General features: G+C 34.4%; 11 protein-coding genes and 1 pseudogene. 1 reads left to right on the top strand and 11 read right to left on the bottom strand.

The window, feature by feature from the left end; genetic code table 11:
• The 7 genes from SAGCYANO_RS43885 to SAGCYANO_RS02795 all read right to left on the bottom strand — a co-directional run.
• Positions 1-109 (bottom strand): hypothetical protein (locus SAGCYANO_RS43885; RefSeq protein ID WP_237395699.1); only part of this gene is annotated, 109 nt, incomplete at its 3' end.
• A gap of 13 nt (positions 110-122) precedes the next feature.
• Entirely contained in the window at positions 123-491 is a 369-nt protein-coding gene (locus SAGCYANO_RS02770) for a WD40 repeat domain-containing protein (protein WP_202218685.1), read from the bottom strand.
• 277 nt (positions 492-768) lie between these two features.
• Entirely contained in the window at positions 769-1,206 is a 438-nt protein-coding gene (locus SAGCYANO_RS02775; protein WP_202218686.1) for a WD40 repeat domain-containing protein, read from the bottom strand.
• Positions 1,200-1,829, bottom strand: a complete 630-nt coding sequence (locus SAGCYANO_RS02780) for a hypothetical protein (RefSeq protein WP_202218687.1) — start codon at positions 1,827-1,829, stop codon at positions 1,200-1,202. The genes SAGCYANO_RS02775 and SAGCYANO_RS02780 overlap by 7 nt, the downstream gene beginning before the upstream one ends.
• Before the next feature lie 276 nt (positions 1,830-2,105).
• Entirely contained in the window at positions 2,106-2,387 is a 282-nt protein-coding gene (locus tag SAGCYANO_RS02785; RefSeq protein WP_202218688.1) for a hypothetical protein, read from the bottom strand.
• A 933-nt stretch (positions 2,388-3,320) separates the two neighbouring features.
• Positions 3,321-3,452 carry a hypothetical protein gene (locus SAGCYANO_RS47250; protein ID WP_255502441.1) on the bottom strand — a complete coding sequence of 44 codons (132 nt, stop codon included), beginning with the start codon at positions 3,450-3,452 and terminating at the stop codon, positions 3,321-3,323.
• 192 nt (positions 3,453-3,644) lie between these two features.
• On the bottom strand, positions 3,645-5,465 hold the full coding sequence (locus tag SAGCYANO_RS02795; RefSeq protein ID WP_202218690.1) for a hypothetical protein: 1,821 nt from the start codon (positions 5,463-5,465) through the stop codon (positions 3,645-3,647).
• 1,033 nt (positions 5,466-6,498) lie between these two features.
• Here SAGCYANO_RS02795 and SAGCYANO_RS02800 point away from each other — a divergent pair.
• Entirely contained in the window at positions 6,499-7,023 is a 525-nt protein-coding gene (locus SAGCYANO_RS02800) for a phycobiliprotein lyase (RefSeq protein WP_202218691.1), read from the top strand.
• Between the two features lie 525 nt (positions 7,024-7,548).
• Here SAGCYANO_RS02800 and SAGCYANO_RS02805 read toward each other — a convergent pair.
• The 4 genes and pseudogenes from SAGCYANO_RS02805 to SAGCYANO_RS02820 all read right to left on the bottom strand — a co-directional run bounded on the left by SAGCYANO_RS02805 (position 7,549) and on the right by SAGCYANO_RS02820 (position 13,079).
• Positions 7,549-8,301, bottom strand: a complete 753-nt coding sequence (locus tag SAGCYANO_RS02805; RefSeq protein ID WP_202218692.1) for a hypothetical protein — start codon at positions 8,299-8,301, stop codon at positions 7,549-7,551.
• Positions 8,302-8,775: 474 nt separating this feature from the next.
• On the bottom strand, positions 8,776-9,324 hold the full coding sequence (locus SAGCYANO_RS02810) for a hypothetical protein (RefSeq protein WP_202218693.1): 549 nt from the start codon (positions 9,322-9,324) through the stop codon (positions 8,776-8,778).
• A 795-nt stretch (positions 9,325-10,119) separates the two neighbouring features.
• On the bottom strand, positions 10,120-11,709 hold the full coding sequence (locus SAGCYANO_RS02815; protein ID WP_202218793.1) for a hypothetical protein: 1,590 nt from the start codon (positions 11,707-11,709) through the stop codon (positions 10,120-10,122).
• A 467-nt stretch (positions 11,710-12,176) separates the two neighbouring features.
• Positions 12,177-13,079, bottom strand: a pseudogene (locus SAGCYANO_RS02820) (glycosyltransferase family 2 protein).
• Positions 13,080-14,496 lie beyond the last annotated feature (1,417 nt).

Here is a 14,496-nt window from a genome sequence, read left to right on the forward strand (position 1 = left end):
TATGACCGACTAAAGTAGAAACTGCTTCTCCAGTTTCCAAGCTCCAAACTTTAATAGTTTTATCAAAAGACCCAGAAATTACTCGCTTACCATCTGGCGTTACTGTCACTGAACTTACCCAGTCAGTATGTCCTATCAGAGTAAGCAACCTCCTTTAAAGTTTCTAAACTCCAGACTTTTAGAGTTTGGTCAGATAAACAGGCGATCGCTCGTTTACCATCTGGTGTAACTGCCACAGCAAAAATACATCTAGTGTTACCTTTTAGACTCAACAACTCCTGTGCTGTTTCCCAGCTCCAAATTTTAAGAGTATTATCATCCGAACATGATATAATACGTTTGTCTGGTAATGCTGCTACTGAATTAACTCTATCGGTGTGACCTTTAAGAGTACAAACTGATTTTGTTGTGTTTAAATTCCAGACCTTAATTGTATTATCCCAAGATGCTGATGCTGCTTGTCTATCTGGCAGTGCTACTGCTGCATTCACCCTATTAGTATGTCCGATAGGAGGTGGTAATTCTACAGAAGTATCAAGACTCCAAACTTTGAGAGTAAAATCATCAGAACCAGAAATTATGCGTCCATCTGGTAAAACTGCAACTGCATGGCCACAGAGTCAGCATGACCTTTGAGAGCAAATAACTCTTCTCCTGTCTGGAGACTCCAAACTTTGAGAGTATTGTCGGAAGCTTAGCAGAAATAATTCCCTTACTATCTGGAGATACTGCTACTGCATTTTATCCCTTTGGCGTGACCTTTGAATGTCAAAGTAGTTTTTGGCTGTGCAAATTCCAAACTTTGATTGTGTTGTCAGAAGAACCGGAAACTACTTGTCCTTCTGGAAGTTTCGCCACAGTTCTCACGCCACCCGTATGACCACTCAGTGTTAATAATTCTTCTCCTGTCTGGATATCCCAAATTTTGAGAGTGCGATCCGATGAACCTGAAATAATTTCTCGGTCGGATAATACCGCTAACGAATTTACCCAACCTTTATGACCAGTGAGGGTTAATTCTTCTTTTTGTGTTTCCAAATTCCAGACTTTAATCGTATTATCTGAAGAACCAGAAATTAATCTACCATCTGGTAATACTGCCACTGCTCTTACTCCTCTTGTATGACCAGTGAGGGTGAGAAATTCTTTAGTTGTTTCCAGGTTCCAAATTTTGATGCTGAAATCATCGGAACCAGAAATTACCAATTTTCATCTAGTAATGCTATAGCTCTAATTCTCCCTCTGTGACCAGTTAAGGTTGCTATTTCTTTCCCTGTTTCCAGGTTCCAAACTTTGAGAGTATTGTCAGCAGAACCAGAAATTACCAATCCTTCTGGGGTAACAACTACTGCATTTACCCAGCCAGTGTGACCGATGAAAGTTCGTAGTAGTCTACCTCCTGGAGGTGTGAGACTTGGTGCCATTGGTCTTAACCAGGGCGATCGGTTCCAAGATTTAGCTTGTTGTAGCATTTCCTGAATTTCTGGTATTTCAAAAGATAGCAGTCGCCCCCACAGTTGTCCTGGTAGCTGTGTTTTATCTTCGACAAGGATATGAGATGATAGTTCAATTGCCCCTTGAATTAATTTTAGAGTTTTAACTTTTTCATTTGAGGTCCAGACATTGGAATGCATGGCTTCCTCATAATCATTTAAGAGATATTCTACTCCGAATAAATATAGTCTTGATTCGATAAAATCAAAATCTGTGAGTAAGCGATGCAATTGCTCTGTATCAGATTCACTCACGAGAAAACCTGGTAAAGTTTCTAAGAGATAGTATTGATCTTCTAGGGGCATTTGAGCTAAATTTTCTCTAAATTCACCCATTTCAATTTCCTTGTTATACTGATGTAAACTAATAGGTATTTGTGCAAAATTAATTTAACATCTTTAAGCAGGGAGTAGGAAATAAAAATATACTTATATGCTTGAGCAGTAGATATAAAAATAATTTTGCCCACCTATTTAATATGACCATCAAATATACAATTAATTTTGCTTTAGTGCTTATACATTTTATACATTTATTATATTGAGAATGAGGATTAAGGTAGAGGAGCAATAGAGGGGAGAAATTTTCATCAAGCAAATATTTAATTACCATTATTTAGACACGCCCTCAACTTGAGTTAGACGTTCCAACTTCCACTTCAATACCTTCTCCACAAAAGGTGGAGGATGACAGTCAAATTCAGCTTGAGCTTTATTTGCATAGTCCAACCAATTTTTTAAATATTGTCCTACCGTTTCGCGATCGCGCAAATAATACAAAATTGTTGCATAAACTTGTTCCAAGCTAACACTATGAAATAGTTCGGCATGGGTTCTATAAAGAAATGGTAAAGAATGCACTAATTTTGTTAAAGATTTAATGAAGATTTGCAATTATCCTTAATATGGGCTTGATTAATTCAAAACAGTTAAATATTATTATCTAAAGATAACACATCTAGTTTGGTTTAAATCTAATGGTTAAAAGTTTTGAGCTTTTTAATTCTGAATGGACTCCTATTGCCGTAGGAATCCATTCCATTAAGGTCTTACTTAATTACAAAAAGTTCAGTAAAATTTTTCCTTAGCTCTACCCTAATACTATTAGGAAATTCGACTTCAAAAATCAAACTTGATGGGAGCAATAAAGAAATAATGAATGGTGTTGCCAGTCTTGTAAATAGACTGGTTTTCTTTTTTCTGACTATTTTTTTGCTGTTCATAACCTTCAATTTGTTTCTGTTTAATTTGAACTATCAAGTTCTAAAAAAATATTAATCTTGATATTATTTAGATGGCAAGTACCACTACTGAACTTCATAAAAGCTTCATAAACTTCAACTTTGAAGTAGAAAATAAAATTGATACAAATAATCAATATCTTTCGTTGATTAGATTAATTTAAAGCTTATATATCTGTAGCAAGAAAAATAGTGTTTCTAAAATTAACTAGGCTATTTTAAATTCCTATAGTTTATGTCTCAAAGGATCTTTAGGATATTATTATATATATTTTGATAAAATTTGAAAAGTTGAATAACTTCATCAAACCTTCATAAAAGTTCAACAAACCATGGCCAATAAATAGGGGTAGACTACCAGTTTAGGAACGATTTTACGCCATTTTAGACTTGCCATTTACCGAAAAATTGTGGTTTAAAGCCTCCCCTTTTAAGGGGATAATAAAGAAAAATTTTCATTATTACTCAATCCTCTTCTTTCCAAGGAGAGGTCATTATTCATTATTCATTGTTGAACTATTTACCCCGGATTATTGAACCGTTACCTCAACAGTAATAACATTTAGTAAATCTTCAATCTATGTTTTCACGGGTTTTCTTGTAATTGTTGCTCAAAACCCAAATGAAAAGCTAGCTCCGACTCATCAAAATAACCTTTCTCAACTGTAGTGGGAGCATCTTGCTCCCGTGCTAGGAATTCCTTGTTCCTGTATACCATTACTATGCAGAACTACCCCATAGGGTCATTTCAGTTATCAGTTATCACTACCTCTTGCTTCAGCTAGAGTCTTGACACCAGAAATTTTCAGTCAGCAAACATTGAGCAATAGAAAAAAACTTGCCAACCCTACAAAATTATCTATATTTACACTTTTTGTGTCTCCTAACTTCCAACTTCAAATCCTAATTTTTAGGCATTTTTGTAAACCATTCCTAACAAATTATTTTTGATTTGTTTTTCCATACCTTCTATTTCAATTAATGATTCTACTTCTTGAACGATATCTTTTCGGTAGAGAAAATCTTGAAATGCAGCATGATATATGCTATAAACTGGTTTTCCTTCTGTTTGATGAATTCGCAGAAATTGTGCCCACTCATCCAGAATTTCTTGAACTATTAAGGAAATTTCTCCACTAAATTTTGCTAACATTCTGCAAGATACTGGTTTACGAGTTTTTGTTAAGAAATATATGACTTTTAACTTAGTAACAGGCAATGGTTTGACATTCATTTTCATGCGATGCCAATGTTGATCGTAATATTTCTCTAAACCTTGAGGTAAACTTTCTAAGCTGATATCTCTATAGTTACCTTGCTCAATATCATCAAGTACATATTTTAAGTACATGAAATTATTTTCACTATTGCTGGCTATAGATTCGACAAATTCTTCTAATGTTAAGCCTCTTTGTTCGATCCATTCTGCTAGTGCCGATCCTTTTGTACGCAGACGAATAAATAGTTTGACATCTTCTAGACTTTCATTGGGATAAATCATTAAGTCAAAAATTTTCTGCGGTGCCGAAATGACTAACGGTAGTGGGTCAGACCTCTTAGTAAGCAGAAAATAAACTCCATTGGGTAAGTTAGCTGGTAAGTAAAGCACATTAGCTGCCCCACTTTGACTACTTAAATCGACTTCATCTAAAGCATCAACAGCTATTATGAGTTTTTCTCTTGGTGTTAGTTGGGAACTAATTTCGTTCAGTAGTTTTGATAGAAAGTTACCATTGCTAGTGTTATCCGGATGTAATGGTAATTCATAAGGCAAGTTATAACCTTCAATTAACTGAGTACAAATACTCTTAAGAAAATCTTCAGCCCTAGTTCTACCTTCTGATAATAAATTGAAATAGGCAAGACAACCTTTACGACGTACATATTCGGCAATGATTGTACTTTTGCCTACTCCTGGGTCTGCTTCGATGATAAAATATCCTTTAGATTGGTTATGGATGAAATCGTCAATGGCATCAAAAACAAAACCTCGTCCGAGAAACCCTTCAGTTTTATCTGCGATCAAGGCAGCAAAGTCAGCAGGTATTGCCTGACATTGTTGCATCTGTTTACGCAGCAGTAATATTAACTGTTCTAAGTGAGTATTAGCTCCACCAATACCTGCAATTATTTTGTCTATATCTTGACGGTAGTCGCCAACAAATTGATCTACTCTTTTCTCTATTTTGTTGGTGACATCAACAAGACAACTGATATCTTCACCTGCTGTTGCTAGCATATCATGCACTAAGGCTTGAAATACTGTGCTTTCTGTTCTCAGTTCGTGACGAAATTGATGGACTGTAATTGAGACTAATTTAGTTTCCACTAGCACAGATAATTCCCTCGGAGCGTGTTTGAGCCACTTATCTTTGCTTTGCAGTCTAGACATCACGACTTTCACTATTGCTTCTTCTTCTCTTCCTTGAGGTAGATGAGTTATTCTTTGCTTGTGTGTTTGCACTAAATCTAGTATCGTTAGTGCATCTTTTTCCATTTCTGTTAGTCTACCTTCAATTTCAGCTCGAGCTTGCTTCCACTGGGGTAGTTGTTGAGACTCTTTACGAATTACCTGTAAAGCCTTACAATATGAAGTTAATAAGGCTGTCTGTATTACCTGATTCTTTTCATCAGCTTTTTTTGCTGCCCATTTACTTACCCAATGCCATGTGACACTGGTTGCTTGTTCAAGTCCTGCACCCGCAAAAAGGGTTAATATCTCTATGAGCATAGTTTAGTAGTACCCTTGACTTATACGATATTTAGTGATATGTAATAATTTTAATAGCATAGCTTAACCTCTATATGTACCACAATATGATATTTTTGAGAAGAGTTATAGTCACAATTATGGTTTTTTAGTCCAATTAAATTCTCTTTTTTGATTCATCTATTGTTGCTGGGATCGAGCTATAGTTTGATTTTTTATTTTTTACCTCCTAAAAAAACTAGATATATTTGCGATAATAAAAATTATAGGATGTTTCATATCAGTTAGGTACATTTGTGGGAGGGCAAGATACCCGCACTTTATCGTTAATATTTGTACCTTATATATTACCTAATTCCAAATCTCAAAAAGTTTGCTATGTATATTTATAATGGGGAGATATTGAGTAGCGATATGGTAATCAAACATACAATTACTATTCATAAATGGTATAATATGCCATATTTGCTCTAGATTCAAGTTTTTGTAATTAGACATCTTCAGCCCATCAATTAACCTTAGATTTAATCCTTGTAGGGATATGTCACTTCAGTTATCAGTTGTCAGTACCTCAAATCTGTTTGCGCAGCATGACCTAGGAAAGCAGGAGCCTTGAAATAAGAAATTATCTTTTTTTTCTGTCCTTAAAAGGGGAGGCTTGAGACTTAATTTTTTGGTCATGGAATAGCTCTACATTATTTTTCATCCCTATTTCTATTGTGGCTAATTTAGCTAGTGAAATAATTATTTTTTTTACGGTTATACGATCCTTCTGAATATGTGCGATCGCTATCATTTTAATTTGTGAAAATAAATTTTTAGATGAAAATTAGTAACATCAAAAAAAAATAAATCAACAATATTATACATGATTATTGAATTTTATAAATCGACCATTATTCCAGAAATGTTAAAAGTTTAAAACTCAGACAACGCAATATTTTTCCTTCTTCCTCTTTCTTCTTTCTTCTTCCTTCTTTCTTCTGCTATAAGTGCCTTATGTGCCAATCAGTGCAACAATAGTATTGATTCAGAATTAATAATTAGCAAGTTAATGGACATTATCGAATTTTTGCAATTGAGTGCAGGTCAATGGTTTTCCCAACGCACGGTTCACAATTTAGTTTCCGGGGAGTTGCAAGCAGGCAAATCAGAAGTAAATGTTGAGATACTAGAAAAAACAAACCCCACAGTCATCAAGTTGTGCGAACAACATCAAATTGACCCAAGTTTAGCTCAATTAGTAGGGTTGCAAATTAACTGGAATGGTACTATCAACCGAGAGCAAGTTAAAGATATAGGTACAAGAATGTTGATAGTTCTTCCTAGTTCTGATGACCCCCACCAAGGTAAATTATTGCAGGATAGAGGGGATGGTGAGAATACAAATATCAGTGGTCGATATATTATGGGAAGTGATGATGTTTTAACATTGATTACTGAATCTGAAGATTTATACGCAGAGGAACGTTTCTGGTATCTGATGCCTAATTTACGGTTACGCACCAGTGTAGTTAAAAGACCATTAGGTTTTACTGTGGCTTCTTTTTGCTCAGAAATTCGCCGCTTGAAAAATTAAACTGCATCATAATTGATTGCTTGATCGCCAGAAAATATAGCGCAGCGCGCAGGCAACAGGCAACAGGCAACAGGGGGAATAAATTGCTGATAATATAAGACTTTTAGCTATTGGAGACCTCCTGTGATTTGTAAATATGCCAGCGCATATTGCTATATCTGCAACAAAAATCTGTCGGGTTGGCACTAAAATGGAGCAACTCTTGCATAGCACAACTATAGTCATTTTAGTTTAGCTTGAGACGATAATTTCTTGCTGTGAAACGGTTTCAGCTAAAAAAGTGTCTCATTCTTATTTAAAACAACTATAGATGTCATATTTTATTTATAGGACTTACGCAACTGCAACGTATTTATGTCATTGCGACCGACAGGGTTTGCGGAGCATTCCGGAACGGAAAGCAATCTCAAATCCTAATTTTTCGTAGCTTATGCGTAAGTCCTGATTTATATGAACTATAAAATTCAATATTAGCTAGAAATTAGTGGATTTTATATTTCTTGAAAAATTTAATAACTGGTTTAATTAACATTTACGGCGATAAATGAAACCCATTAAACCAATAAATGCTAAACCTAATAAAGAAGTAGTTTCAGGAACGTCTGTAGGATTTTCAGTTGGAGTTGGAGCACGAAGACCAAAACCATTATTGCTTTGGTTTTTCTGAATAACTAGGGTACCAATTTCCTCAAGACTAGCGAGAGTAAAACCAACCAATGGATTACCAGGTACATTCATACCATCAATAGTATAAATTCCTGAGCTAAAACCAGAACTAGGTAAGTCTGTAGGAGAGCTAGTACCTCTAACGCTAAAAGCTTCACTTAACCAATTAGTAGTAATTAGATTACCAGATGAGTCAAAAGCTTGTAAGATAAATTGTTCTTGACCTGTTGCACTTCCGTTATCTACATCTCCAAAGTTAAAATAAGTTCCTACAGGTAGTGGATTAGTAACAAAGTCGAAAGTAGTTGTTCCTACAAATCCACTTCCTGTACCACTTCCCGTAACATTAAATGTACCTACATTTCTCCAAGGTAAATCTGCACCTGTTCCTACCCAAGTTCCAGTCCAAGAACTATTTACAGGTGAAGTATAGATAGGTGCTTCAGAACAAGGAACAGAAAGATTCGGTACAGGGAAAGGAATGATTGTATTACTGCCTAATGCAGGAGGTAAAGGATTAGGGAAACTACACGTTGAACTACCAAAAGCTGGTTGAGCTATCAGTGTTATTCCTAGTGGCAAGTATTTAATCCAGTTAGTATATTTACTCATATTTTCAATGACAGGTTGTTTGATTGCTACAAAAACAATAATAGTAGTAAAAGAGGAGACAAAAATGTGAGTTTACGATTATTTAAAATAATAAATATAAATTAAATACTTTAATTAAATCTTTTTCTTTATAGAACCCATTTGGTATCTTTTAGCTCTCTCCAGAAAAGAGGGAGTAGGGAGTAGGGAGTAGGGAGTAGAGGGAAATAATTGATGATTTGTGTACAATAATTGATTTTATTTTTGATGATTGGAGATATCTTTTGAGGAAAAGACATCAGCTTAAGTTAAGTAATAAGAGCGTACGCCTAAATTTTTAGAGATACCAAACAGGTTCTATATAATCAGGACTTACGCACGAGGCACGAAAAAGTAGCGTTTGAGATTGCTTTCCGTTCCGGAATGCTCCGCAAACACTATCGGTCGCAATAACGGAAATACAGTGTAAGTGCGTAAGTCCTATGTCTATTTAACTCAATCGGGTTTGCTCTGATTCGATCGCGATGCTTGGCTATTTTTGACAAATGCTTTTAGTTTAGTATAAAAATCAGTGTGCTTGATCTTAGACTGAGTTGTTTTTACTGGGAGCTGCTCTACCACTTCTTGAGCTGTATTTTTTGAGCCTGCATTGAAGGGGTTTGAGGATGGATAAACTGATGTAGATGTAGAATACTCAGGAGGTTTTGACTCAGATAAAGGAGGTGTCTCTGGTGGTAAAGACTGAGTATCTATCTGAGATGTTAAATTTGTGAGAATATTTTTAGTAATAATATTTTGAAATTCAGAGTTGAAATGATAGATAGGTTGACCGCGACGTTCCCATAATGTCAATATTTGCTCAACACAGACAGCTTTGTAACGTCCAAGATATAGTGCCTCAACTACTGCTAAGGGCAGCCACTCTATTTTATACTTATTGTGCCAACGAGTAATAAGTTCCTCAGAAGTCTCATCAGCGAGGTCAAAATCATACTTGTTTAATAGCGCCTCTGCTAAAGCAGATATTGATGACTGTTCTGTCATTGGCCTTTGATTTTTTACTAATAGATAATACCATTTTTCTTAATTATTGAGATAGATTCAATCAGAGTGGAGAATGGGAAATAAATAGAGTGAAAGAAGTTATCAATTTACTTTTTCTTCTAATGAGCAAGATTGATAATTAGTGTCATATTGTCTCCTAATCAGCGCATTATCAATAAAATATGATATTTTTGACTTTTGACTTATACGAAATGGAGACAATTCTCCTTATTTTTATAAGTACCTATCTTTAATTTATATTTATTAGGTATTCAAGCAAACATAATATTAATTGGGGACTCCCGCCCAAAAAGTTAAATTACTCACATATAATATCACAAAGATTAAAAGTTAAAATTTTTTTTCTTTCACTCATAAGACTTCTTGCAGAAGTCAGGGAATAGGGAATAGGGAATAGGGAATAGGGAGTAAAAATTGTTGATTTCATATCTTGAGTTGATTTAATTAAAATTTTTGCAATAGGTACATACTATTTCACTTTAAATATATCTTTTATGGTTTTTTAATTAGCGGTCATTTAAGTTATCAGTTATCAGTTATCAGTACTTCTAGCTGTTTGCGCAGCATAACCTAGGAAAGCAAGATGCTTGAAATCTAGAATATTCTCTTTTTTTATCCCTTTAAAAGGCGAGGTTTGAGACCCTATTTTTTAGTCATTTTTTTTTATTCTCTGTTGCCTATTCCATATTATTATGGAATTTTTTTCCCTCCCTATTTCCTATTTATTCATTGTAGCAATATTTGATGAGTTTATATAAGTAAGAATAAGTCAAGTTAAAACTTGCGCTCAATTTTCAAAGATTGACCGGGAGAAAGTTTTTTAATCTCAGTTGTTAAATCATACCAAGGCTGTAATTGATTAATTTGAAAAGTGCGACTCATTACAACATAAATAGAAGTCTGGTCGCAACCAATAGCTGCACTAATTACATTCCACCAAGACTTAGCAAAGAGTTCGTCTGTAATGTACCAAATGCCATCTTCATACTTAAAGTGGCGAGTGAAGTGGAAAGGTGCATCTTCCTTGCCAGTAATCAAGATTTTTTGTAATGTTTTCCGAATAAAATTGGGGAAAAAACGCCCAAAAGTTAACATGACAAACCTGAGAATGATTAACTTCAAAGGTGACATTTGAGTTTGTTTCGCCCAACCCATATTACCAGAAATAACTAATTCATCCTGATATATTTTTACATCATAATCTCCAGTTAAATGACTAACTGCATTTAAAATTTTATTACCTTTTTTAACTTGCAGTGATAAATGAGTGTCAGAAACAACTAATTTTTGGTCGCGAAATAGTTTAAAAACACCACCTTTTTTCGTACTTATATATAATTCTGTTCCTGGTCTGCGTTTAATCAAAATTTGAGCTTCTTTTAACCAAAGACTAGCAATATCACGATTCACATCCGTAGGTCTTTCTGTAATAAAATCTCGCCATGCTAAGAAATAATTCCAGGTATGATGACCGATAATATGGTCGTCTGCATAACAGGGAGCTAAACCATTTTTTAAGCTTATTAAAAATTGATCGTTAATAGACAAAGCAGCAGGCAACCATTTACCTATTAATTCAAATCCATGGGGAAAAAAGTTATAGGTATTACGACTAGCATATTCTCCACCGAAGGAGCCATCAGGATGAATAAATTGAGCAGCTAATTCTACTGCTGTAGTAATAGAATTTTTGAGTTTTTCACTGGGGTTTAATTCATAAATTCTGGCTAAACAAGATATAGTTAAAGTATGATAACCGGGGTCAAAACCAGAGTATTCTGTAAACCATCCTTCCTGACTTTGCCAACTTAATAATCTTTCCAGACGTGCTGCTTTAGTTTCCTCCCATTTTGAGGTTTCTAATAGTTTACTCAACAATTCTAAGGACAATACAATTAATGCTTCATGGTTAGCTAAATTGCCACTTTCATAATGATTTATTAACCAATCTGCTCGTTTTTCAAAAAAGCTGAGTACTTCGTAGTTATTTAATCCTAATATTTGATAACTTTCAATACTAGCTAATAAAGAAAAAGCTGTTGCTCCACTAGCTCTTTCAAAAGGGAAATAATCATCACAAGAACCATCAGGATGAGCAGTGTGGGCACTATATAATATACCTGCTTCTGCCCATTTATATATCATTTCTTGCAAATAAAATTGATTATTAGGAATATCTAAGTTATAGGCTAAAGCTAAAGGTAAGACAAACTCTTGAGCCATGCCACTAGGAAAGTCTATAATTTTGTAATGCCAAAAATTGCGGTCGAAACAACCGTAGGTAGGGCTATGATAATTCCGGTCTAGTAAGGTCAAAATTTTAGGAATTTGAGCAAGTGCTTCTCTGGCAAATAAATCTCTCATCTGTTCTTTTTCGGTGTCAATTATAGTATTTTTATCCGAGGATAAATTAGACTCTACCTTTAATAGATCGGTTTCATTGGTGATGGATGACTGATAATCTTGCATAGCTATATTTTTACTACTTTATATTGTTAATATTTTGCTAGATTTTATTTGTTTGAATAAAAATTAAATTTCTCGGAAGTAAAAATAATATTTCATATATTACAGCAGTTTTCTAGTTGATGAGGTACAAAGTTTTATTGCTCTAGGGAACAGGGAACAGGGAACAGGGAACAGGGAACAGGGAACAGGGAATAGGAAATATAAGAATAGTCCTAAAAGTGTACCTCACTATCCTCAAAAGTGCTGTAATCATCATTTTTTACTGTATATTACTAACCCCAAAAAAGCTATTTTTAGTAAGTATTTATTATTCTTATCTCTTACTTATTTTGATAATCTTACTTTCGCATTCTTACTGAAATTTATTCCATGATTATACGATTTGCTGCCATTAAATCTGCGATTAAACCTAATAACCATAATTGAAAGCCGACTAAGATTAAAATTGTTGCTAAAATCCAAGTTGGAAGTCTAGTTTTTCATATCCACTAAAAATAAAAATAACCAACGGATACCAGAAATTATCCCAAAACTAAATGGTACACTTCCTAACATTAGAAAAAACGTAGGGGTTTGTAAAGCAAAAAAAATCTGAAGATAGTAAAAAGCGATCGCAATACATAAACAGGGGTACTTCTTACCAGTCGGGAAGGTCGTAAGACATTATTTGTTATGATGGGAACTGATGTTATTGCCATACCTTTTTGCCCTGCTTGAATAATTGTTTCTAGAGTGTAAGTATAGGCATTAAAAACATTAAGTTGCATGGCAACTTCTCGACTAAAAGCACGAAACCCACTAGGAGTCTCAGGAATATTTGTATTGCTAGCTATTCTTACTACCCAACTACTTAATTTTTGTAGTAATTTTTTACTACGAGAAAAGTATTTAGTTTGCCAAATTGGTCTCTCCCCAACTACAATTTCTGCCTGACCCCAAATAATAGGTTGAATTAAGTAGGGGATATCATCGGCACAATATTGATGATCAGCATCGGTATTTACAATAATATCTGCTCCTGCTTTTAGACTAGCTTCTAGACCTGCTATAAATGCTTTTGCTAAACCTTGGTTAGCAGGGAAATTCACAATATGGTCTACCCCATATTCTTTAGCAACTTCAACTGTTCGATCTTGACTACCGTCATTGACGATCGACCATTCGATAATGTCTACTCCTGCTAACTTTCTGGCTAAAGCAGCAAGAGTTACTCCTAAAGACTCTTGTTCGTTATAACAAGGAATTTGAATAATTAATTTTGTCATTGGATGGGTATTTTTCCTAAGGGGTCTCAATAAATTTTAAAAAAAGCAGAGGGTATTCAGGAGGTCTCCTTTCTTTGCCTGCTTTAAGCAAAGCTGCTTTCAATAATTAATAATTAACAATTAATAATTAATAATTACCTGTTCTTATCAAGAAGAGGATTGGATAAAAGGATTTTGTTTCTTTTTTCTCCATCAATAGAGAAATAGAGAAGCTTTATACCTTAATTTTTCGGTAAAAGGTTGTTAAGAGCAACTGGCCATTAAATATAGTGATTTTGGAATAGATTATCATCACTTTGTCTCTCAAGTATGAAATACTGTGAGCTGATTTATAAAGTAAATATTAAGAGGCTGAATTTCTTACAGGAAAAAGGTTTTGCCGATTTTGGACCAGTAAACCATAAATTCCTGAGACCTAGATAGCATAAGAGTTTTAGCTCAGTTTATAAATCAGCTCTGTATCAATAGCTATAACTTTGATAATATTGGCCAAATTGAGTATGGATTAGGCCACTCGCTCCACAAAAGTTGTATAGCATAGCAGAAGGAAGAAGTAAAAATCTGGCATTGTCTGATTTTTAAGCTTTTGGTATGTCCTCACAAACTCTTTCTTTGCGATAAAACAAAAACTAATCAACTTTATTAAAATTTTTTGGTTACAAATTTAAAGTTTTATCGGAAACAATTTGTTATCAAAGGAAGTATATATAATTGAGAGCTAAAATTTTCCTGAAAATTTGGTTATTGTTCTTAGCTGTTCCCTTTTTTGGAGGAGATGTCTAAATTTAATATTTTATTAAACAGAGTTTAATCAAAAAATGATACATAAAAAATTTTGAGTTCTTAAATTTATCTGAAAATGAGCAAATAAAAATGTAGCTCTTTTTCTATAGCAAATCTTTAATATACTTGATTATTTGTTGCCTGTTTCCTTCAAAGGTATAGCGCTACGCATTACGCATTAAGGTGTTTGACATGAATATAGCAATGTGCGCTGGCTTATGTACAAATTACAGGAGGTGTCCAATAGACATCTCCAGAAAAGAGGGAGTAGGGAGTAGGGAGTAGGGAACCCACCCCTAACCCCTCCGGTGGAGGGGAATAATTGATGATTTATGTATGATAATTGATGTTATTTTTGATTATTGGAGATGTCTAATAGCTAAAATCTGATATTATCCGCTTTTTATTCCCCCAGATGAGCTGTTGCCTGCGCACAGCGCTATAGAAGCTGAAACCCTTTTATATTCGCCTGTTGCCTATTGCCAGATGAGCTGTTGCCTTGCGCGTAGCACTATATGTTTACAAATCAAATCAGAATGCTACAATCATGATTAATATTTCAATTAGTTATAGCAGAAGGAAGGAAAAACGAAGAAAGAAAAATCTGGCTTTGTCTAAGTTTTAAGCTTTTGAT

It is taken from the genome of Okeania sp. KiyG1 (assembly GCF_014132355.1).
Classification (GTDB): Bacteria; Cyanobacteriota; Cyanobacteriia; order Cyanobacteriales; family Microcoleaceae; genus Okeania.

Excerpts from the sequence above, each read along its gene's own strand:
- SAGCYANO_RS02780 (WP_202218687.1), bottom strand. The coding sequence starts at position 1,829 with ATGGGTGAATTTAGAGAAAATTTAGCTCAAATGCCCCTAGAAGATCAA.
- SAGCYANO_RS02800 (WP_202218691.1), top strand. The coding sequence starts at position 6,499 with ATGGACATTATCGAATTTTTGCAATTGAGTGCAGGTCAATGGTTTTCC.
- SAGCYANO_RS02815 (WP_202218793.1), bottom strand. The coding sequence starts at position 11,709 with ATGAGAGATTTATTTGCCAGAGAAGCACTTGCTCAAATTCCTAAAATT.
- SAGCYANO_RS02795 (WP_202218690.1), bottom strand. The coding sequence starts at position 5,465 with ATGCTCATAGAGATATTAACCCTTTTTGCGGGTGCAGGACTTGAACAA.
- SAGCYANO_RS47250 (WP_255502441.1), bottom strand. The coding sequence starts at position 3,452 with ATGGTATACAGGAACAAGGAATTCCTAGCACGGGAGCAAGATGCTCCC.
- SAGCYANO_RS02805 (WP_202218692.1), bottom strand. The coding sequence starts at position 8,301 with ATGAGTAAATATACTAACTGGATTAAATACTTGCCACTAGGAATAACA.
- SAGCYANO_RS02810 (WP_202218693.1), bottom strand. The coding sequence starts at position 9,324 with ATGACAGAACAGTCATCAATATCTGCTTTAGCAGAGGCGCTATTAAAC.